The organism is Roseburia sp. AF02-12, assembly GCF_003461765.1.
Taxonomy (GTDB): Bacteria; Bacillota; Clostridia; order Lachnospirales; family Lachnospiraceae; genus Roseburia_C; species Roseburia_C amylophila.
Genome location: NZ_QTXS01000001.1, coordinates 1,439,150 through 1,461,864 on the forward strand (window position 1 = coordinate 1,439,150; position 22,715 = coordinate 1,461,864).

The 22,715-nt window shown below is 42.4% G+C and carries 19 protein-coding genes; 6 read left to right on the forward strand and 13 right to left on the reverse strand.

Going from position 1 to position 22,715, the window contains the following annotated elements; genetic code table 11:
- Positions 1–140: 140 nt before the first annotated feature.
- Positions 141–758 (reverse strand): GyrI-like domain-containing protein, encoded by a 618-nt coding sequence (locus DV740_RS07020; RefSeq protein WP_118087753.1) that lies wholly within the window; start codon positions 756–758, stop codon positions 141–143.
- A 57-nt stretch (positions 759–815) separates the two neighbouring features.
- The gene (locus tag DV740_RS07025) at positions 816–1,718 is read right to left on the reverse strand and encodes a helix-turn-helix transcriptional regulator (RefSeq protein ID WP_118087972.1); all 903 of its coding nucleotides are present in this window, start codon (positions 1,716–1,718) and stop codon (positions 816–818) included.
- 237 nt (positions 1,719–1,955) lie between these two features.
- Between DV740_RS07025 and DV740_RS07030 the strand changes: the two genes are divergently transcribed.
- The 3 genes from DV740_RS07030 to DV740_RS07040 all read left to right on the forward strand — a co-directional run bounded on the left by DV740_RS07030 (position 1,956) and on the right by DV740_RS07040 (position 4,265).
- The gene (locus DV740_RS07030) at positions 1,956–2,297 is read left to right on the forward strand and encodes a plasmid mobilization protein (protein WP_118087754.1); all 342 of its coding nucleotides are present in this window, start codon (positions 1,956–1,958) and stop codon (positions 2,295–2,297) included.
- Between the two features lie 118 nt (positions 2,298–2,415).
- On the forward strand, positions 2,416–2,604 hold the full coding sequence (locus tag DV740_RS07035) for a hypothetical protein (protein ID WP_118087755.1): 189 nt from the start codon (positions 2,416–2,418) through the stop codon (positions 2,602–2,604).
- Positions 2,605–2,618: 14 nt separating this feature from the next.
- Complete coding sequence (locus tag DV740_RS07040; RefSeq protein WP_118087756.1) at positions 2,619–4,265, forward strand: recombinase family protein; 1,647 nt, start codon at positions 2,619–2,621, stop codon at positions 4,263–4,265.
- A 71-nt stretch (positions 4,266–4,336) separates the two neighbouring features.
- On the opposite strand, the gene DV740_RS07045 is transcribed toward DV740_RS07040, so the two are convergent.
- From DV740_RS07045 to DV740_RS07075, 7 genes are all read right to left on the reverse strand, one after another.
- On the reverse strand, positions 4,337–5,023 hold the full coding sequence (locus tag DV740_RS07045) for a GTP pyrophosphokinase (RefSeq protein WP_117697983.1): 687 nt from the start codon (positions 5,021–5,023) through the stop codon (positions 4,337–4,339).
- Positions 5,024–5,251: 228 nt separating this feature from the next.
- Complete coding sequence (locus DV740_RS07050; protein WP_118087757.1) at positions 5,252–6,313, reverse strand: PTS transporter subunit IIC; 1,062 nt, start codon at positions 6,311–6,313, stop codon at positions 5,252–5,254.
- 87 nt (positions 6,314–6,400) lie between these two features.
- Positions 6,401–6,916 (reverse strand): transcription repressor NadR, encoded by a 516-nt coding sequence (locus DV740_RS07055; RefSeq protein ID WP_022242312.1) that lies wholly within the window; start codon positions 6,914–6,916, stop codon positions 6,401–6,403.
- 24 nt (positions 6,917–6,940) lie between these two features.
- Complete coding sequence (locus tag DV740_RS07060) at positions 6,941–7,207, reverse strand: hypothetical protein (protein ID WP_022242313.1); 267 nt, start codon at positions 7,205–7,207, stop codon at positions 6,941–6,943.
- A gap of 3 nt (positions 7,208–7,210) precedes the next feature.
- A complete protein-coding gene (locus DV740_RS07065; RefSeq protein WP_117841733.1) occupies positions 7,211–7,984 on the reverse strand; it encodes a TrmH family RNA methyltransferase in 774 nt (257 codons plus the stop codon).
- A 9-nt stretch (positions 7,985–7,993) separates the two neighbouring features.
- Positions 7,994–8,968, reverse strand: a complete 975-nt coding sequence (gene pfkA, locus DV740_RS07070; protein ID WP_117841732.1) for a 6-phosphofructokinase — start codon at positions 8,966–8,968, stop codon at positions 7,994–7,996.
- An 88-nt stretch (positions 8,969–9,056) separates the two neighbouring features.
- On the reverse strand, positions 9,057–12,518 hold the full coding sequence (locus DV740_RS07075) for a DNA polymerase III subunit alpha (protein ID WP_118087758.1): 3,462 nt from the start codon (positions 12,516–12,518) through the stop codon (positions 9,057–9,059).
- A gap of 470 nt (positions 12,519–12,988) precedes the next feature.
- Here DV740_RS07075 and DV740_RS07080 point away from each other — a divergent pair, with 470 nt between their 5' ends.
- On the forward strand, positions 12,989–13,846 hold the full coding sequence (locus tag DV740_RS07080) for a patatin-like phospholipase family protein (RefSeq protein ID WP_022242317.1): 858 nt from the start codon (positions 12,989–12,991) through the stop codon (positions 13,844–13,846).
- On the opposite strand, the gene DV740_RS07085 is transcribed toward DV740_RS07080, so the two are convergent.
- Complete coding sequence (locus DV740_RS07085) at positions 13,843–16,665, reverse strand: hypothetical protein (RefSeq protein WP_118087759.1); 2,823 nt, start codon at positions 16,663–16,665, stop codon at positions 13,843–13,845. The two genes, DV740_RS07080 and DV740_RS07085, sit on opposite strands and share 4 nt — an antisense overlap.
- 206 nt (positions 16,666–16,871) lie before the next feature.
- Here DV740_RS07085 and DV740_RS07090 point away from each other — a divergent pair, with 206 nt between their 5' ends.
- Together DV740_RS07090 and DV740_RS07095 are read left to right on the forward strand one after the other, a co-directional pair.
- Positions 16,872–17,615 carry a LytR/AlgR family response regulator transcription factor gene (locus DV740_RS07090; RefSeq protein ID WP_118087760.1) on the forward strand — a complete coding sequence of 248 codons (744 nt, stop codon included), beginning with the start codon at positions 16,872–16,874 and terminating at the stop codon, positions 17,613–17,615.
- Positions 17,612–18,931, forward strand: a complete 1,320-nt coding sequence (locus tag DV740_RS07095) for an ATP-binding protein (RefSeq protein ID WP_118087761.1) — start codon at positions 17,612–17,614, stop codon at positions 18,929–18,931. Before DV740_RS07090 ends, DV740_RS07095 begins: the two co-directional genes overlap by 4 nt.
- 213 nt (positions 18,932–19,144) lie before the next feature.
- Here the strand turns inward: DV740_RS07095 and DV740_RS07100 are convergent, their stop codons facing one another.
- The 3 genes from DV740_RS07100 to DV740_RS07110 form a co-directional block, all read right to left on the reverse strand.
- Positions 19,145–20,644, reverse strand: coding sequence for a radical SAM protein (locus DV740_RS07100; protein WP_022242699.1), 1,500 nt, complete (start codon positions 20,642–20,644; stop codon positions 19,145–19,147).
- 157 nt (positions 20,645–20,801) lie between these two features.
- Complete coding sequence (locus DV740_RS07105; RefSeq protein WP_117697975.1) at positions 20,802–21,707, reverse strand: hypothetical protein; 906 nt, start codon at positions 21,705–21,707, stop codon at positions 20,802–20,804.
- Between the two features lie 120 nt (positions 21,708–21,827).
- Positions 21,828–22,709, reverse strand: a complete 882-nt coding sequence (locus tag DV740_RS07110; RefSeq protein WP_117947551.1) for a GDSL-type esterase/lipase family protein — start codon at positions 22,707–22,709, stop codon at positions 21,828–21,830.
- Positions 22,710–22,715 lie beyond the last annotated feature (6 nt).

Sequence of the window (22,715 nt, forward strand, 5' to 3'; positions counted from 1 at the left end):
TTTGATTGTTATTTCAAAACCGCCGTTAGGCTACTTTATTATGTTAGGCGCATAGTTATCCTGCCGCCACAACAACGGTTTTTTTATTTACTGTTATGACGGCATTATACTAAATATGATTTGGTTTAGTAGATTTCGTACTACTTCACTGAAAATCTCAAAATAGTCTTGAGTTTGCTTTTTTCCACTCTGTTGGCGTTATTCAGATAGATTTCCCGGTGATAACTCTCGTCATGCTTCAAGCCGCTTTTCACTGCAAGCTGCGCCATTTTTTCAAAAGAGGCAGGTTCATCATCAAATGCCCCGATATGCAGGATTTCAATACATTTTCCGTCCTGCATGGTGTCAAAGCGGATATTCTCATACAATGGATTTGGCTTTTTCTTTTTCACGATTTCTAATGCCGCACATACCATGCTCTCGGTAATAAAATCCGGCTGCCGTATCATAATGGTGTATTCCAGTTCTTCCTTTACAAGTTCGTCACTTTGTACTTGTTTCCATATTCCCTCTAAAGGATATACAGCAAAATCGTGTATGCCTAAAGTAGTATCGCCTTTCGTCGCGGCGGATTTATACCCCATTTTTATGGCGTAAGCCAATGCGTACAGCGCAGCTACTCTGTTTGAAAAATCCTCATCGTTTGGATTTCCCTTTCCGTCTATCATGATATAGCTCTGCATAGGTACAGTAATCAAGGCGGGCATTGGTTTTGCCCCATATAAATTTTTCTCCTGCTTTTTCCATTCGTATTTCATCAATATGCACCTCATGTTTTTAAGCAAATTATACAACGTATAACTTGCAACCTAATGTCAGGTTACATATTTTTTCTGCATGGCAGCTAATTTTTCTTTCACTCGTCCTCGGATAATTTCCGGTTCAAGGAGTTCCACATAATCAGCAAAGGAAAACAAATAACTGTATAGCGCATCATTACTGGGTAAGTTTGTCTGAACATAGAGATTGCCTTGTTCATCCTCTGTGACCTCATTTGCAAATTCATCATATACACGAAAAGCCATTCTCTTATCAAACTTTAATTTTACGGCTATGGTATTTTCAATATTCATTAACTTTCCGACCGAGTATGCTGACGGAAGCTCACGGGTATAAACATCCGGTTGTATTTCCATATCTTTTATCCGCGTCAATTTGAAAAAACGGTAGTCATTACGCATAAGGCAGAAGCCATACAAATACCAATCTTTACTCTTAAATACCAATCTCAACGGCTCAACCCGCCGCTGTGTACTTTCTTTATTACTGCCAAAATACTGAAATGAAATGACGTTGCGGCTAAAAATGGCACTCTTGATTAGATTAAAAATATCTTGCCCCAGATTATTTTTTACCCAATTGGAAAAATCCACTTCAATCCAGTTCGTGTTTTTTGATTGAAACAGGCTCCCCAATTTTCTAAGCAGTTCGTCAGCGTTATTTTGTTCTGTCGCTATCATGCCTTGTAAAGCCATCAAAATCTGTTCTTTTTCCCTCGTTGATAATAGAGTTTTATCCAAGACAAAGTTATCAAGCAACGTAATACCGCCGCCTTTGCCTTGTGTTGCATAAATAGGAATACCCATACTACTGATTATATCTATATCCCGATAAATTGTCCTTACAGACACCTCAAACTTTTCTGCGAGTTCGGGTGCAGTCGATTTTCCTTTATCCAAAAGATAATATACAATCCGAAACAATCTACTTTCCTGCATTTTCATCACCTCTGCTTTTCATTGTATCGCATATAACATGACAAGTAAATGACAAGTTAAAGTCAATGTTGCAGCCATTCTGTGTTGCAATATTTTTTTATCCAAAATCGATGTTCCGTTTGGCATTTTTCGATTTTCCCCGTATTAAGAAGTGAGAGAACTTTTTTAAAAATCTTCTCTGAAACTTCGTCAAAATCGCCCTCTGCGGTGTTGTAGGAAGTGAAAGGAGAAATGCGAATGGAGAATAGGAAAAGGAATGTACAAATCATTGTACGAGTAACAGAGGAAGAACGGGCGTTGATTGAAAAAAAGATGAAGCAAATACCGACGATAAATCTATCTGCTTACTTTCGAAAAATGCTTATCGACGAGTACATTATTGTTTTAGATTTGCAAGAGGTCAAAGCGCATACGGCGCAGCTTCAGAAAATCGGTGTAAACGTCAATCAGATTGCAAGGCGTATCAATGAAACAGCGCACATTTACACCGACGATATGGACGAGATAAAGCGGCTCATGAAAGAAGTGTGGCGATTGGAGCGTCGGCTGCTTCTGCAATTCAAGAGGCTTACAAAATGAGGGTTTGGGATACTTCCCAACAAGCGTTTTGCAGGGCAAAATACGGAACAGGCTATCCGGTTCCTATGCTTGCTACGAAACTGTAAACCCCGATTTCAAAGGAAAGGACGGGAAAGGAATGGAACGGAAACGAAAAATCAAAAATGGGCATATCGTGGTAAAAAATCCGCTTGCCTATGAATTGCCAAAGCGTGAAGTCGTGATAAAATCCAGCAGGACGCTCTACCGTTTTACGGGCAGTTATGACGGGCAAAGAGCGTTAAAATGGGAATATGCAATCCTGTATTGGCAGACTGCCCGCCGATAAAGGAGGAACATTCTATGTCAAGGCAGTCTGACAACAAAATTACCGCCCTCTATTGCCGCTTATCGAGAGATGGCGAGTTGCAGGGCGACAGCAACAGCATTGTAAATCAAAAGGCGATTTTAAGTAAATACGCAAAGGAAAACGGCTTCAAAAACACCTTGTTTTTTGTGGACGACGGATATTCGGGTACGAACTTCAACCGTCCGAGTTGGAACGAACTGTTAAAACGGATTGAGAACGGCGAAGTGTCCGCACTGATAGTCAAGGATATGTCGCGACTTGGGCGCGATTATCTGAAAGTGGGATTTTACACCGAAGTCCTGTTTGTGGAAAAGGGAGTACGCTTCATTGCCATTAACAACGGTATTGACAGCGCAAATCAAACAGACAGCGACTTTACCCCATTTTTGAACATCATCAACGAGTGGTATGCAAAAGATACAAGCAAGAAAATCCGCGCTGTGATGAAGTCCAAAGGGGAAGCAGGCGAACATCTTTGTACCAATCCGCCTTACGGCTACATGAAAGACCCCGACAACAAAAAGCGTTGGATTGTGGACGAAGCCGCCGCCGAAGTAGTCAAGCGGATATTTACTCTCTGTTTAGAGGGCTTCGGGCCGTCGCAGATTGCCCGTATTCTGAAAACAGACAGGGTAATCACGCCGACTATCCATTTTCAGCGGACAGGCAGAGCAACGAGAAATACGCCGCCGGACAATCCGTACAACTGGACGGGCGACACCGTAGCCGACATTTTAGAGCGTCCAGAGTATCAAGGGCATACGGTAAACTTCAAGACCTACAAGCAGTCGTACAAGAGCAAAAAGACCTGTTACAATCCCAAAGAAAAGCAACTTGTGTTTGAGAATACCCATGAAGCAATCATAGACGCTGACACATGGGAACGGGTGCAGGAATTGCGGAAGAACAAACGCCGCCCGACGAGGACGGGAAAGACCAATCTATTCTCCGGCATTGTCCGCTGCGCTGATTGTGGGGAAAAGCTGTATTACTGCACAAGCAAAAATTTTGAAGCGCGACAAGACCACTTTGTTTGCTCCACTTCAAGGCTCAAAGGGAAAGAGGTCTGCCCGACGCATTTTGTCCGCGCCGTTGTACTGGAGCAGGGTGTACTTGCTCATATGCGGCTTGTGATTGCCTGTGTGTCTACTCATGAGGAACGCTTTAGAAAAGCTATGGGAGCGAAGCAGAAAGCCGAAGCGAAAAAAGAACTCGCGGCGAAGCGGCGGCAACTGACGCAAGCCGAACGGCGTATTGAAGAACTTGACCGATTATTTAAGAGTATTTACGAAGATAACGCCAGCGGGAAACTCTCCGACAGTAGATTTCAAATGCTCTCTGACGATTACGAGCAGGAGCAGGAAGAATTGCGGGAAAAGCTGTTGCAACTGAACGAAGAAATTATACAGCAGGAAGAACAGGCAGAAAACATTGACAGGTTTATCGGTAAGGTACGGAAGTATTTAGACTTGGACGAGCTGATGCCCACTGTCTTGAATGACATGGTAAAGGCGGTATATGTTCACGCTCCCGACAAGTCAAGCGGACATAGGGAACAGCAGATTGATATATCCTATGACCTTGTGGGAATACTCCCCGCGTCCTTGCTGGGTGACCTGTCAAACGGAAAAACGGCATAGCCGAAGCTACGCCGTTTCCCGAAAACAATCTTATGCTGTTTTATGAGTGCCGCCCAAACCGGCAGCTTCTTTTATTTTTCTTTATCCGCTCTATTTTTTTCTTCCCGCAATAGCTCTGCTTCCTGTGCTGCCTTGGCCTCTAGAATTGCTTCGTTCAGGGATAACATCTTTGCATCCAGCATAGAAACAATTTCTGCACACTCCCGCAAATCTTTACTGATATATTCCGGTGCATTTCCTTCGAATTTGTAATATATCTTATGTTCAAGACTCGCCCAGAAATCCATTGCAATGGTCCGTATCTGAATCTCAACCTTTGTATCCACTACACGGTCTGATAAAAAAATCGGCACCGTAACCAACATATGATAACTCTTATAGCCGCTTTCCTTCGGATGCCTGATATAATCCTTTACCGATACCACGGTAAGGTCATTCTGTTTTCCAATCATCTCTGCCATACGATAAATATCAGAGGTAAAGGAACATACAATACGGATTCCTGCAATGTCATTTACATAATTGACCATATTATCAATGGTACTCTCGTAACCATATCGTTTCAGCTTCTTTACGATACTCTCCGGCGTCTTAATCCGCCGCTTTATATATTCTATCGGATTGTACTGATGTACATGCTGAAATTCATCATTTAATATTTCAAGCTTGGTTCCAACTTCTTTTAATGCAGAATTATAAAGAAAGATTATGGTATTCCAACCATCTACACCTTCTGTCACTTCAATTGGTGATTCCATTTTCTACTCCTCCATGCATCTACTGCGGAAAATAACCTTTTTATATTTCCGGAATTTTCCTCGTAAGTTATAATATATGCAATAACAATCTAATTTTAGTATAGCACATCTTTGTATAATATGTTTGTTATTAGTTAAATTTTTATCAATTTTTAATAATTATGCACAAGAGGTATTGTTTTTGTTTTCTTATGGTATAACTTTTATCTATATTTTCTTAAATCTTTCTTATAAATCGAGCTTCAAATCATTTTCTTTGATCCAGCCAATCTTACGGAAGAACAGACCGAATGCCCAGGTTAAAACACCCGGTAAGATAAAGCATACTAACAGCATTCCAATCCAGTCCATTAGTGTAATGGCTGCCTTGGTGCCGGATGCAATATCATTAATCCAGCCGGTATAAATACCAATCTGACCAACCAGTCCACAGGTTCCCATTCCGGATGCTACGGCTGCACCGTTCATCTGAAGATGGAAGACGCAGGTTGCTATTGGACCTGTTATGGCGGAGCTTAAAATTGCCGGAAGCCAGATTCTTGGATTCCGCACGATATTTCCCATCTGTAACATGGAAGTTCCGATTCCCTGTGCGAAAAGTCCACCCCATTTATTTTCCCGGAAGCTCAGTACTGCAAAACCTACCATGTTGGCACAGCATCCTGCTACTGCAGCTCCTCCTGCCAGTCCGGTCAATCCCAAAGCTGCACAGATTGCAGCACTGCTGATTGGCAGCGTCAGTGCGATACCTACAATTACAGAGACTAAAATTCCCATAAAGAACGGCTGCAATTCGGTTGCCCACATAATGGCATTTCCTACTGCACTGGCTGCGGCTCCGATTGCCGGTGCCCACCAGATGGATAAGCCTGCTCCGATGAAAATGGTTACAAACGGAGTGACGATAATATCAATTTTGGTTTCTTTGGATACTGCTTTACCGAATTCGGCTGCAAAGATGGTGACAATCAATACTGCCAGCGGTCCGCCTGCTCCACCCAGGGTATTTGCGGCCACACCGACGGCTGCCAGTGAAAAAAGCACCAGTGGCGGACACTGCAAAGCAAAACCAATGGAGATTGCCATTGCCGGGCCGGTTGCTGCTTTGGCATATCCACCGATGTCCACCAGAAGCTGGATGCCAGCCTGCTCACCAATTGTACTGATAATTGTTCCAATTAAAAGAGAAGCAAAAAGACCTTGTGCCATTGCACCTAAGGCATCAATGCCATATCTTTTTGCTGAGATAATAATATTTTTGCGTTTTAAGAACGCTTTTATCTTTTCCATTTTTCTTCCTCCTTGACTTTAACTGTCTTGTCAGTTGTCTTGTCAGTCAAGGAGTAGTTTACCATATCGAGAAAAAAAGTCAAGCTGTTATCTTGCGTAGCCTTTTTCCCGTAATTTTTCTTCTATGATGTCAAGTAATTGTTCTGAATCTGCTTCTACGGTATGAAAGTGTTTATTTCCGGTCAGTGTCTTAAGCGGCTTTGCCTTGCTCTTTGCAACCTTTGCAATAAATTCGTCCACATCCTGACGGCTTTTTAAAATCAGATCCACCGTTATCTGTCCGTAAATATCATGCTCGATTACGACGTCTAAGACTTTCCCACCGAAATCCACGATGGTATAAAGCTCATCCTGTGTCTGTTCATCACTGTGGCTTACTGCAATGGTTCTTCTTGCTTTCTGTGTCTCTTCCGAAGGGTCATAAAGCACATAGCCTTTGTTGGTGCTTAAAATATTCTTATTTACTGCACGAAGCAATGCAATATCCTGTACAATCACCTGACGGCTGACTCCTAATTCTTTTGCCAATTCTGTTCCGGACAAAGGTTTTCCCTTCTCCCCCAGCATCTTAATGATGGTATCCCGGCGCATCTGCCCTTCCATTTTCTTTCCTCCTGACACAGTTACTTAATCCTCTTCAATCACATGAATTTCCAAAAAATCAAATTCAATTTCTTCCACAAAATTATCCTGATAAAACCTGGTCTTTGCATGCCGCTTAAATTCATCCACATTGCGGTCTAACCAGATTGGTTTTCCCAAATCAAAGGTATAGCACACCTCATCTAATGCCCGGAACACCTTATGGGTTCTGGTATCCCCGGAGTCATCACAGATGGTGGTATCCTTTAACATATGATTGTCTTTAAATTCTTTTGCCCATAACCGGAACATCCCTTACCTCCTCTGGCGTGCTGCCTCATACATCAGCAGTGTTGCCGCAATTGCTGCATTCAGTGATTCTACTTTTCCTGCCATTGGAATGTGGATATAGGTATCTGCCATTCTGGCAATCTCATCCGATAATCCATTTCCTTCATTTCCAATTAAAAAGCCTGTGGGTTCTTTATAATCCGGCTCCTCATAAGAAACACTGCCCTGCAGATGGGCACTGTAAAGCTTTATTTTCCGGGACTTTAACTGCATCAATATATCCTGCAGGTTTTCCGTCACGAAAAATGGTACGCGAAAGATACTGCCCATAGTGGAGCGGATGGTCTTTGGATTAAAAACATCTACAGTGGTGCGGTTCATGATAATTCCGCTGATTCCCGCTCCCTCTCCGGTTCGGAACATCGTGCCTAAATTGCCCGGATCCTGAATACTTTCAAGAATCAGAAGATGGGCATTTTCCTTTGGTATTACTTCTTCTAAGGTATAATCCGGCATTTTCACAAGACAAAGGATTCCCTGCGGTGTCTTGGTATCGGACACACTTTCAAACACATGATTGGCAAGTACTTCATAATTTTTTCCCTGCAGAACTTTTACATGGGATTCCTCTTCCATGAAATGCTCGGAAACATAAATTCTATCAAGCCAGCCTTCCGGGATTTCCCGGAACATACGGATTCCTTCCACAACAAAAAGCCTCTGTTCATTACGAACTTTGGCTTTTTTTACTAACTGAATTAAATTTTTTACCTGCGGATTTGCTGTACTGGTAATCATAATAACATCCTATCTGGAAAGATTTCTACAAATTTCATACTGATATTCCGGAATGGATTTGGTCATTGCCAGTGCCTCGTCAATATCATAATCTACGAATTCACCATTTTTATATGCTACAAGACGGTTGGATTTGCCTTCGCACAGCAAATCTACGGCAATGCATCCCATGGTAGATGCATAAACACGGTCTTTACAGGTCGGGCTTCCACCACGCTGCATATGTCCTAAGATGGTCGCTCTGGTTTCAACTCCGGTTGCTGCTTCAATTCTCTTTGCCATGCTTGCGGAATGACCGATACCTTCTGCATTTACAATAATATGATGCTGCTTTCCACGTTTTCTGTTCTCTATAATATTATTTACAAGCTTCTGCTCGTCATAATCATATTTCTCCGGAAGCAGGATATCCTCTGCTCCATTGGCAATACCACACCACAGTGCAATGTAGCCTGCGCCTCTGCCCATTACTTCAATGATGGAGCAGCGCTCATGGGAGGTTGAGGTATCACGTACCTTATCAATGGCTTCCATGGCAGTATTTACTGCGGTATCAAAACCGATGGTATAATCGGTACAGGAAATATCAAGGTCAATGGTTCCCGGTAATCCGATGGTGTTGATTCCAAGTGCTGCCAGCTTCTGTGCGCCCTTAAAGGAACCGTCTCCACCGATTACGATAATTCCATCAATGCCATGTTTTCTGCAGATTTCAGCACCCTTCTGCTGTCCTTCCGGTGTTACGAATTCCTGACAACGTGCAGTCTGTAAAATTGTTCCACCTCTCTGGATAATGTCTGCTACATCTTTTGCTTCCATATCAATAATCTCTTCCTGCAAAAGACCTGCATAACCTCTCTTAATTCCTTTTACTTTCTTTCCCTTTGCAATAGCTTCCCTTACTACTGCACGGATAGCAGCGTTCATGCCCGGAGCATCCCCGCCACTGGTTAAAACACCAATTGTCTGAATTTCTTTTGACATTCCCTGTTACCTCCTATATGTAAACACTTCTCTTTGTTCTTTATCCAATCATTTTTATTCTAATCCTTAAACTGTGGTTTTGCAATGGCTACAACGACTTTTCTACAACTTTTACATTATCTTTACCTAAGAAATTCCCAAGATCTTCTAAAAGCTCTTTTGTAATTGCAACATTTCTGTTTTCCGGCAGACGCTTCATCTGTTTTTCTGCTGCAAGATAAATAACGACATGCTCTGAGCCATCGGCATCCATCATTTTTCCATAAAGAGCACCTTCTTTTTCTTCGAAATCGCTCTTACTTGGGAACTGCAGCCACAGCTCCCGTTTCACTTCATCAAAGGAAATGATTTTCTCACAAATAAGCTTGCCGTTACGGTCTTCTTCTGCAGTTACACGGCCTTCCACAAATACTTTGGCATCATTTTCAAGATATTTTGCATAACGCTCATAATCCTTCGGGAAAATGATGATTTCCACTGTTCCCACCAGATCTTCTAACGTAATAAATGCCATCGCCTTATTACTCTTGGTATACTTGATGACTTTATCGGTAATCATTCCACCGATACGTACCTTTGCGCCATCCGATACCTTAAGGGTTCCGGTCTCTTCATCCAGTACAAAGTCTGTAGTAACGGCATTGGTATTCTTCTTTAAACGCTCCATATATTCTTCCAGCGGATGTCCGCTGATATATATGCCCAGAACTTCCTTTTCAAAGCCAAGAAGCACTTCTTTGTCATACTCTTCTACATTCGGAAGCTTGATTTCGTATTCTGCCTTGTCCTCTTCCGGTGCAATATCAAAAAGTGTCATCTGACCAGCCATTGTGGTCTTCTTTTCCTGATTCAGTGCATCCAAAAGAGAACCGTATATCATCATCTTCTGACGGCGGTTTCCTTCCAGTCCGTCTAAGGCTCCCGCTTTGATAAAGTTTTCTATGGTCCGTTTATTCACTTCTCTTCCGGAAAGTCTTGTAATAAAATCCTTTAACGTGGTAAACGGTCCACGGATTTTACGCTCCTCCACAATGGCATCAATCACCGGTCTTCCGATACTCTTAATGGCAGAAAGTCCATAGCGGATTGCCTGACCGGATACGGAGAAACCACCCTCGCCTTCATTGATATCCGGCGGCAGAATTGCGATTCCCATCTGGCGGCAGGTGTAGATATATTCTGAGACTTTGGAAGTATTGTCTAAGACTGATGTCATTAACGCTGCCATAAACTCTACCGGATAATAGTATTTCAAATATGCGGTCTGATATGCAACCACTGCATAAGCTGCCGCATGGGATTTATTAAATGCGTATTTGGCAAAGTCAATCATGTTATCATAAATCTTGTTTGCCACTTTCTCATCGATTCCTCTTGCAATACAACCCGGAACATTTTCTTCCGGATTACCATAGACAAAGTTCTTCCGCTCCTGCTCCATTACCTTGCCTTTTTTCTTAGACATGGCACGGCGCACCAGGTCAGATCTGCCCCATGTATAACCGGCGAGGTCACGTACAATCTGCATAACCTGTTCCTGATACACAATACAGCCATAGGTCGGTGCCAGAATCGGCTCCAATTCCGCGCAGTCATAGGTAATGCTCTCCGGATGGTCTTTTCCCTTGATATAAGCCGGAATAAAGTCCATTGGACCCGGACGGTAAAGAGAAATGCCTGCGATAACATCCTCTAAGCTCTGTGGCTTTAACTCCTTCATGAAGTTCTTCATTCCGGCACTTTCCAACTGGAAGACACCATCGGTTTTGCCGGTTCCAAGAGAGTCTAGCACTTTCTTATCGTTATAGTCGATGGCATTCATATCAATTTTTTTACCGCTGCTCTTTTCTGCAAGACGGACTGCATTCTGGATTACAGTCAGTGTCCGGAGTCCTAAGAAATCCATTTTCAGAAGTCCTAATTCTTCAATGGTAGTCATGGTAAACTGTGTGGTTATGGTGCCATCGGATGCTCTTGACAACGGAACATATTCATCCATTGGTTTCTGGCTGATTACCACGCCTGCTGCATGCATGGACGTATGCCTCGGCAGACCTTCTAATCTTCTTGACATATCGATAAGTTTCTTTACCGACTCGTCAGATTCATACATGCCCCGGAGCTCCGGGTTCATCATCAGTGCCTTATCAATGGTAATTCCCAGTTCATTTGGAATTGCCTTGGCAATCGTATCTACAAAATTGTACGGCAAATCCATGACACGTCCCACATCACGGATTACTCCACGGGCTGCCAGCGTACCAAAGGTTACAATCTGTGTCACACAGTCCTTGCCATATTTTTCTACCACATAATCAATAACTTCCTGTCTTCGTTCAAAGCAGAAGTCCACATCAATATCGGGCATAGATACACGTTCCGGATTTAAGAAACGCTCAAAAATCAGATTGTAACGAACCGGGTCAATATCTGTAATTCCGGTGGTGTAAGAAACAAGGCTTCCTGCGGCACTGCCTCGTCCCGGTCCCACCATAATATCATGCTCTCTCGCATAATGGATAAAGTCCCACACAATCAGGAAATAGTCCACATATCCCATATTTTTAATAACGGCAAGCTCATCATCTAATTTCTGTAAATATTTTGGTGCATCGGCTCCATACCGCTTATCCAGTCCTTCATGACACAATTTATTTAAATAAGTCCAGGAATCATAGCCTTCCGGCACCTCAAAATGCGGCACCTTGGTATGTCCGAATTCAATTTCCACATGACAGCGGTCTGCAATCTTCTGGGTATTTTCCAGTGCCTGCAGTGCATATGGAAAAAGTGATTTCATTTCCTCTTCGGATTTGACATAATACTGTCCGCCTTCATAGCGCATTCTGTCTTCGTCCGCTAATTTCTTTCCGGTCTGAAGACAGAGCAGGATGTCATGAGGCTCTGCATCCTCTGCATTGGTATAATGCACATCATTTGTTGCAACTAACTCTATTCCGGTTTCCTGGCTCAGTCGAAGCAGCTGCTGGTTTACCAGCTTCTGTTCCGGGATTCCATGATCCTGCAATTCCAGAAAGAAATTACCTTTTCCAAAGCAGCGTTCATATCGGTATGCCACTTCTCTGGCTTCTTCATACATTCCACGCACCAGATTACGCTGTACTTCACCTGCCAGACAGGCACTTAGGGCAATGATTCCCTCATGGTATTTTTCTAACACTTCCATGTCCACACGCGGCTTATAATAGTATCCCTCCACAAAGCCTTTGGATACAATTTTCATCAGATTGCTATAGCCTGTGTTATTCTCTGCCAGAAGCACAAGATGATAGTATCTGTCCTCTCCATGTACCATCTCGCGGTCTAATCTGGAGCCAGGAGCCACATAGACTTCACAGCCAAGAACCGGGTTAATTCCCGCCTCCCTGGCTGCCTTATAGAAATCAATGACACCATACATAACACCATGGTCGGTAATCGCCCCTGCTGTCATGCCAAGTGCCTTGATTTTCTCCACATATTCTTTTATTTTATTTGAACCGTCTAACAGACTGTATTCTGTATGTACATGTAAATGGGCAAATGCCATTCCCGTTTCCTCTCTTCCGCTGTTTCTATTCTTCGCCTTTTATCACTGTCTCATATTATAACGTTTTTTGCGGAAGGTTTCAACGACCGGAAGGAGATTCTGTGTGGATTATTCCGGGGAAATTATATCAATTTGCGGCATTCGGGCTGCTACCCATATATTAACGAAATTGTTTAGAGACTCTTAGAATTTCTCACCAAAACTGGCAATGCTGGCACATGGACGTGCCAGCAAGGCACAGATGAACATGGATGTGAATTTGTGCCGGTTGCCGGAACTTTTTTTATATTTCATGAAATTCTTAGAGACTCTTAACAATGCAGTGACATATGGGTAGCAGCCCGAATGCCGCAAACTCTTATATTTTCCCGGAATATACATACAATAAAAAATGTATTTTGACTTTCTTCTTCAATGTGCTAAACTATATGTGAAAAAATTAACGAAGTATATCTCAAGAGGTGAATATCGTGGAAAAGTCTGGATTGATTGTAGAAGGCGGCGGTATGAAATGCGCTTACAGTGCCGGAATTCTGGATGCCTTCTTAGACGACAATGTTACATTTGATTATTGTATGGGTGTATCTGCCGGTGCGGCAAATACTGCTTCTTACCTTGCCGGGCAACGTGGTCGTAATCTGCGTTTCTATATAGAGCATGTAAAAGACCCCCGCTACATCAGTATCAAAAATCTGATTAAAACCGGTTCTCTCTTCGGACTTCAATATATTTACGGAACCTTAACCAATTCCACAGGAAACGACCCGCTGGATTATGATGCCTTAGCAGCAAATCCAAGTGAATTTCATTTTCCGGCAACCAATGCTGCCACCGGAAAGGCAGAATATTTTTCCAAAGAAGATTTAGGCCGTGATGATTACCGCGGCATTATGGCAACCTGTGCCCTTCCGGGCTTCTGCAAACCGATTTCTTTTCACGGCAATTATTACTATGATGGCGGTGTTGCAGATTCCATTCCGGTTGAACGTGCCATTGCAGATGGCTGCGACAAGGTAGTAATTATCTACTGCCGTCCACTTGGCTATGTCAAGCAGCCGGAGAGTTACCGTTTTCTTTACAAAAAGATGTTACGGAAATTTCCAAATACGATTACTGCAATTGATAACAGACACTTAAATTACCGGCACTCGGTAGAAGTTGCTGCAAAATTACAAAAAGAAGGACGGGCATTTCTCTTTGCACCGTCCCATCAGGTTAAGATTGGCACTTTTACCACTGACCCGAAAATCATGCAGGAGCTTTATGATTTAGGAATCAGTGATTATAAAGCACAAAAGGATGCGCTGCGTGCCTTCTTAAACAATTAACAATATTTCTTTCTGCCAGCAGCTGCCACAACCATCAATCCAGCTGCGGAAAACATCAGAAGCAGTATTCTTCCAACCGGTGTTTCATCACCAGTTTTTATGGTTGCAGTCTTCTGTGTTGTTCCCGTCAGGGCTGCCGTATTGGAACCGGCTGCATCAGAGCTGCTTCTATTTGAAGTTCCCGCTACTGTGCCGGAACCGTTCGTTCCAGTGCTGCCTGTAGTTCCATTACTGCCTGTGGTTTCACCTGGATTGGAACCGTTTCCAGTGGAAGGGGCTTCCTTTACGGCAACTGTCACCTTTGTAGATGCAGAAGCCAGATAGTTCCCTGTCTCTGCATACCGTACGAAATAGTCACCTGCTGCAAGCTGGTTTATCTTTGTACCATCTGTAACCTTGGTCCAATGAATTTCATCTGTGCTGTATTCCATTGCAGTAGTCAGGTTTTCAATGGCTCCATCACTTGCACCTGTTTTACTGGTATTTACAGCCTTCAGTCCTGTTGGTGCCGCCTGACCTGCCTTCCCTATCGTAAATTGCAGATGTGCTGCTTCATGATACACTCCAATACCTGTTATTGTTACCTCTGCACTTCCTGCATTTTTGTTATCCGAATAAGCAACGGTGTAATCCGTATCCTTTGTCAGTGTCTGTCCGTCATATACCACAAGTACTTCCGGTTCCTTTGCTGTTCCATCATAAGTATAGGTCGTTGGATTCAATGTTGCCGATAAATCTGCATCTGTCATCTTGCGATAACGAAGCTCCACATTCTGGGCAATCTGACCATCTGCATCCACAATGGTATTTCTGTAATCAGCATCTGCAGGATTTCTCTTCCTATTTGCAATAGAATAATCTTTTGGCAGGAATCCCCGGATTGTTCCGAGACTTTCTTCCAGAGCAACGTTGGCATAATTCGAAATGCCCTGACTCACATTCTTTAATACCAGCTTTGAATCTTCATCCATTGTAAGCTTCTCTAACCAGCACCGTCCAGAACCGTCATTTCCGGATACTGTAACTTCACTTCCCTCAAGCTTTACTCCACTGTTCGTCATCCACTGTAAATCAGTCAGTGCTGCTTTTGCATTTTTAAAGGTCAGTTCCTTTGTAAGTCCGACACCGCCATTGGTAATCTTTCCCTTATAATTACCATTTGCAATGGTAAGATTGTTCCCTGAGGAAATCGTATCCAGAATCAATGTATGTCCGTTCAGGTCAAGGGTTACGGCTTTACTGTCTCCGATTGCTGCGGTTCTTCCATTTCCATAAATATCTTTCACAAATTTGATGGTATCTCCATCTTCCAGGTATCTGAAATCATTACGTGCTCCGGTTCCACCGAAGTCTCCATTCAGCATTCTCTTAGTCGTTCCATCCGTTCCAATCAGCTCTGCATATTCTATGTCATATTCTCCACAGACCATACATCTGCCGGAATATCCTGCTAAAATCGGATGTTCACAGTTATCTACATCATATGTCTCGCCGGTTGCCATTATCTGTACCCAGTTTTCCCCGCCATCGCTATATTTTACGATATCATTCTGCGTCTGCAATGTTCCTCCCAGAAGTGGCGGAGTACCGGTAGCAGCACTTCCGGTTCTGGATATGGAAAGCTCACCGCCTGCTGCATTCATTAAAATGTTGCTTCCCCCTATTACAGAATGCCCTTCTGCTCCCAGAAGTGTAATGTAATTTCGTGCCTGAAGGTCTGCATCCCCTGCAATTGCTGCATTGTTCGCACTCTTCATGGATATTCTATTTGCATTTATCTTTGCATTTCCTTCGATTATGGCAGCATCTCCATTTGCCTGCAGCATAACAACTAATGAAGGTGCCGTAATCTCTGTACTTCCGGTTGATACCGCTCCCCCTTCACTGGTTATCTCAACACCATATCCATTTTCTGCATTGACAGCGAGATTTCCTTTTACCGCAGTCTTCTTTGCGCGGATTGTTACATCTTTTACTGTTTCTAATTCAAGATTGCCTTCTGCTATTGTTTCACCCACAAGAACTATCCTGCCACTCGAACTGTTCGAATTACTGTTTCCATTGGATGACAGGAAAGTATCTGTTGCTTTAAAAAATGCCTCTGTTACATTTATATTATTTCCATTTACCAGATCAAACGAATTCAGGGAACCAGTCTTTTTCAGGCTGATTTCTCCGTTCTGCTCATCCGTTGCCTCTATCAGATACTTCACCGCTCCACCTGATAAATAGATGTCCAACTGATCCGCCTCAAGCTTAACTGAACCGGCAGAGATAAATGCATCACCAGTAACATCGTCTGCATCTAAAGTTATCTTCCCGGCGGTTTTTAAGTCCACCAGAGAAAGTCCCTTTATAAGAGCATTTCCACCCCTTCCAGAAAATTTAATATCTCCGGTATATTCATCCGTCTTAAGTACTGCATCTGCAGTTCCTGTAACCAATGTTTCCGTATCATTACAATTTGTCAGATAAAAGTTACCATCCCCTTTCAATGTCAGGGTTCCATTTTCAATCTTTAAGATTTCTGTTGAACTTCCTCCGTTCGAATATATTCTTACAATTCCTTTTACTTCCATTATACCTGCACTATAATAGATATATGCTTCCGGAAGAGCCGCCGGGTCACATTCACTCATGGTTCCACTCCCTCTGCTTCCTCCGAATGCATAGTATTTGCCCTCTTCCAGTTCAGTTCCGTTTATGGATACCTTCAGTCCCTCTGCATGTACCGGCATTACTTCCTGCATTCCGGTAAATACAGTCATCAGCAGCAGTAACACTGCCAAGATTCCACATGTTTTCTTTTTTAATTTCATAAGTTCCCTCCAAAATTTATTTTTCTCTTACGAAATATTTTTCAAAATGAATTTGTATACCAATTTTCTTTATACCATTCTTATTTAAGGATTGTCAACCGGGGTGGGATGAAAAGCACTTTAGTGGGATGAAAGATTCGTATTTTTTCGACAGGTATGCTATAATAATGCCTGAAAAGCCATGAAATCGAAAGGAGGCTATCTTATTGCGGTTTGCGATTGTTGATGACAATATAGAAGAAATACATATGACAGAGCTGCTCATCCGGGACTGGTGCGGCAGCCATAACATGACGGTCTGCTGTGATACCTTTACCGAAGGAGATGCTTTTTTGTTGTCTGCCGCCTCGAATTCCTATGATTTTGTGCTATTCGATATTTATCTTAAGGAAGCAAACGGGATTGACCTTGCGGTTTCTTTTCGAAAAATTTCACCGAAGACACCGATTGTCTTTCTGACCTCCAGCTCGGAATATCATGTGGAAGCTTTGCATGTCCACGCTTTCGACTATCTGCAAAAACCGATTACCAAAGCTGCCATCCATCCGTTATTAGATGACCTTCTGGCTGTCCGTCCTGTTTTGGATTCCCATTTATTTCTGACCGTAAATACCAACAAGACGAAGCTTCCGATTCTTTATTCGGACATTCAATATATTATTTCAGATTCAAACTATCTTATTATTCATACCAGCGAAGAAATCCGCTGCCGGATGCTGTTTCGGGATGTTACCCGCACGCTTTCGGAGGATGAACGTTTTTTGACCATTAACCGTGGTGTTATGGTAAATCTGGACTATGTTTCTTCCATGGACGGAGCAGTCTGCATGATGAATGATGGAGCATCCTTTTCCATGAACAAAAAGCAGTCTAATACCCTTCAGCAGACTTATATTACCTGGCAATTTACCCAACGCACAAAGTCACTTTTACACGGAGGTCTGTCATGAATCCTTTTACTGTTCTGATTGCCGCAGCCCATTACGGAGTTATTTTCCCGGGTATTTTTATCTGCATCGTTCCGGTTGCTGACTGGATATCAATTCCCCTGCGGAAACTCTTTTCTGTTCTGATTCCGGTTATGACTGCAATTTGTCTGATTTTAGGCTGCGTTGAATCCACCGGGAATTATGATGCAAATCTGTTCTTTTTCCCACTCCTGTCCGTATGCCTTATTGTATATTTTATTACGGTCCGCCTGAGTAATCTAAAGCTCTGGTATTTATTTTTATGTGCCACCGCAGCCCTTTCCTTTGGCTGCATTGCCAACGATTATATCATTGCTTATACCGTCCCTTCTTCCAATGTAGATGACAGCTCTGTTCCGGGACTGCTCTTACAATACGCCATCAGCTTTCTTATTATGTTCGTATTTATCGTCATAAAAGATAAGCTGAAATGGATTTTCGAAAATGTAAATCAGCCTTTATTCTGGTGGCTTACATGGATTATTCCTGCCATTATTACTTTTTGTAATATCTTTATGCTGCCTAAGGACTACAACAATATCCGTGTAGGCCGGGTATTTGTAATTGCCATGGTTATCGAGGTGGTTCTTTTTATCTTTTTTATAACCTTCCAGATTCTGCTTTATCTCATTGCCGTTACAACTGCACAGAAAATCAAAGCAGATACCACTTCGATTATGTACCGCGCCCAGGCAAGCCAGTATGTCAAGCTTCAGAATTATCTCGATCAGTCCCGTCAGGAGCGGCATGATTTCAAACATACCATTGCAGTTATGCAAGAGCTGGCCCAATCCGGGCAATATGAAGAATTAAAAAATTATATGGCTGACTACCAGATGGAAACCGGAAGACATTCCATGCAGTATCTTTTCTGCCAAAACATGGCTGTGAATGCAGTTATCAGTTACTATGCTTCCCTTGCAGAATCCTGTCATATCAAAATGGATTTTAAGGTTATTGTTCCCCGGAAGATTTCTATTTCTGATGTAGACTTAAGCCTGCTTTTCGGCAATCTTTTGGAAAATGCCATCCATGCCTGCTGTCAGGTTCCGGTGGAAAACAGATATATCCACCTCAGTTCTGACCTTAACAGTCCGGGCACCATATATATCACAATGGTAAACAGTTTCAATGGAATTGTAAAAAAGATGAACGGGCAGTTTCTGTCTACAACAGAAAGCGGCAGCGGTATTGGACTTCTTTCTATCCAAACCACTGCCGAACGTTATCATGGTTCTACCCGGTTTTATAATGAGGAAATGGAGTTTATTTCAAATATTATGCTGCGGTTATCTTAAGAGAAAACTATTTCATCATATGATTGTAATGGATTCCTGTTTCATTTGAGACCTCCCTGTTGCCGGATGTATCTATTTTACTGTATCAGGTATAAGACTTCAAGATGCTTTACTTATCTCTCGCGGACTTTCAAAAAAATAGGACTTAAATCATTCAAACCCTTGTTGTATAAGGTTTCTCTTGATTTAGTCCTATTTTATCATCTGATTTAATTACTGAAGATCCTCATCTCTTAATCCATCGGAACCATCCGCATGCTCAAATGCTGCAAGTTCCGGATGTTCTCTCTTTTCTTCCGTATAGTTCTCATAAGGTGCTTTCTTATGTTTCTGTTCTGCCCAGATACGGTCTGCAACCGGTCCCCACTCTTCTGCATAGTGATCACACTTAGAGCAGAGATGCTCAACAGTCTCTTCTGCCTCAGCGTTTGTTCCCTTCGCACCAGTCTTGTTTACCATTTCTCTTAAGAGCTTTGGATTCTCAAGCATCGGACATGGACGCAGGTGGTTTCTGTTAAATGGCTGTCCTTCATGATATGCCTTAAACAATGGACTCTGCAGCATCTCAAGGATTGACTTATCATGGATATTCGAATCCGAGAAATGGATAAATACGCACGGTTCTGCGTCTCCCTGTGCATTAATATGGAAGTAGTTACGTCCACCGGCAATACATCCGCCAACAAATTCTCCGTCATTCTGGAAGTCCATTGGGAAAAATCCGATATCATTGTCTCCGGTACGAACCCAGCGAATCTTCTTAATAATTTCTTCCCGCTGTTCCAATGTCGGCATCAGCTCCGGAGCTGCGTTCTGTCCTACCGGCATATAATGGAAGTAGAAACCGAAACGTGCGCCCTTATCAGCAATGAAACGTAAGAATTTCTCATCGGTAACAGCCTCAACATTGGCTCTGGTATAGCAGATAGAAGTTCCGAATATGATACCATATTGTTTCAACAGATCCATTGCCTTCATAACTGCTGCATAATGTCCGTCACCACGACGTCCATCATTTGTCTCAGGTGTTCCCTCAATGGAAAGAAGGAATGTAATATTTCCAAGTTCTACAATCTTCTTACATAACTCCTCATCAATCAGAGTAGAGTTGGAGAAAAGACCGAACATACAATCATTATGCTTCTCAGCAAGTTTTAAAATATCATTCTTACGAACAGTCGGTTCTCCACCTGTCATAAAGTAAAGATAAGTTCCAAGTTCCTTACCCTGTGTAACAATCTTATCCATATCCTCATAGGACATGTTATTCTTGTGGCCATATGTGCCGGACCAGCATCCTACACAATGCATATTACATGCGTCTGTCGGGTCAAAAAGAATCAGCCATGGAATATTACAGTTGTACTTCTCACGGTTTGCCCTGATTGTCTTTGTTCCACGGAAAAATGCTTCATATCCTAAATTCAGAAGGAATTTCTTAGCATAATTTGGATTTGTCTCATCCAGAACACGGTTTACAAACTTCACCCATCTGTTCTCCGGATTCTTTACATACTCTCTGACCTTATCCAATGTTGCCTTGTCTGCGCCATTTCCCCAGAAAGTCTCTGCCTTATCAATAAGTTCAAGGAATGTTTCCTGTCTTTTCGCGATATCATCTGTCTTAGTCAACTTACCTACGATGCTATTGGTCATTATCTCAAAAGCTTTTCTTTCTACTTTGTGCTGTGTGTTTTCAACGAATGAAGCCATGCTAACTTCCTCCCTCTTTTTTCTTCTATGTATTTTAACATTTATTAGTATAAGAAACAATGCGTTTTTTTGACATATACAATAGATTTTTTTTGTATGGTCAAGTTATACTTTTTCGACAATTTGTATATCTGACAGCACAAATTGTCCATTTTGTTTATAACTGCTCATCATAGACAAGTCCTTTGATATCGTCCTCGGCAAGTTTATGCTCCGCAACCTTTTTCTCTGCTTCACTCTTTAAAAGGCTGCTCTGGGTCTCCTTGTCTAATTTTGTATCAGTCTTCTTATCCTCTTTCTTGTCTGCATCCTTCTTATCCGTATCTTTCTCATTTTCTTTGATGGTCTCATCGATGTGGTCTACTGCTTCCCCAATCAGTCCTAATGTTGCTTCATCGGATGCATTGTCTAATATTTCTTCCGCTTCCTTCTGGCTGTCTATCATATCATGATGCTTTAACCGTTCCGTATGTACTGCCCGGAGGTATCCGTTATCCTCGGCTCTTTCCTTTCCAAGGTCTTTTATCTTGCTTCTGTATTCTGACTCCATTTTATAGTAGTCCATGGACTCTTTCTGATAGTCTGTCATTCCGCCTTTCTGTAATTCTGAGACATGCTCTAATTCTTCTTTGGAAAGCATGCTTCTTCCTTCTGCTGTACTGGCTTTCTTTAAAAGGTCAAGGTCTGCCTCTTCCTGGCTGCCATCCGCTACCTGGTAACGTCCCTTTAATTCAGCTTCCTTATTCTGTAAGTCGCGGATTTCACTCTGATAATCTTTTATCTCGCTGTCAATTTCCTTAATGTGGGCACGCCGCTCGTCCATCTCTTCATCCACTGCGTGCTCACCGGAAAATGTATCCATAATCTTCTTTAATGCTTCTTTCTGGGCATTTGCCATCTTCTGTCCAATCAGATCTGTCTGATTCAGATTAAGACCGGCACCTTTTATTACATTGCTGTCATTCTTATTATCCTGCTTCTTATCATCTGACTTTGCACTTCCCTGTGTCCCGTCATTCTGATATAAGCTCTGTGTCCCAAAACTGGTATTGATTCCATTCATATACGCTTCCCTTGCCTTTCTGCAACGCTTATCCGGTTATCGGATATTTCTTTCACTGTTGTATACACTTTTATAAATAATACATCGGTTTTCCACTGCGTTTTCCTAAGAGTTTTGGTCTTATTTTTCCTTTACAATAGCTTTCGTCAGAATCCATTCTGCCCACTGGGCATAATATTTTCCTAGAGGATGGGCATCATCACTGGTATACTGGGCATCGAGGTTTCCTGCCCCATCATCAAAGATTTCATTCACATCAATATAATAGGTCTGCTTCTGGTCACATAAGGACTCCACCACGTCATTGAGCCAGTCAATATTGGCATTGTTATAAAGGCTGTCCGAATCGGATTTTGCCTTGGAAACATGAAGACTCGCCTCTAAGAATAAAATGGCATCCGGCTGCATTTCCCGTATTTTCTCTACCACTTCACGATATTGCTTTTCTATGCTTGCATGTGGATATCCCAGTTCATTGATACCTAGCATCAGATAAATCTTTCCGTAATTTTTCCGGCTTAACACTTCATCCAAAGTTTCTTTTCCATAGCCCGGCATATCCACCTCTGTTTCAAACAGCTTAAAGGAACTTAAGCCAATCGTTGCAAATACATCCGCATCCCCAAGGTCTGCATACTCCGATAATCCTACTGTTCTGGAATCTCCAATAAATAAAGCATCGGAAAAATAGCTGATATCCTCTGTTGTAAAGGTTCCCTCCTGCTCCGTATCTGCCACCGTTTCATTATCCTTGGTACCTGTTTTATCTTCTGTATTTTCTGTACTATCAATATCTTCTTGTCCTGTACCGGCTTTATCTGTGCTGTTTTCTTCCGTTCCGGCAACTGCTTCCGCCGGCTCTTTTTCTGTGTCTGTCACCTGTGCCAGTTCTTCCTGCCTTGCCTTCTTCTCCTGCTCCGCAGTTACAAGCTTTACGGTAATCACCGGGAATGCAATCACAAATGTCAGCAGTAAAAGTATAGTAAATTTATATTTTTTCATCGTATT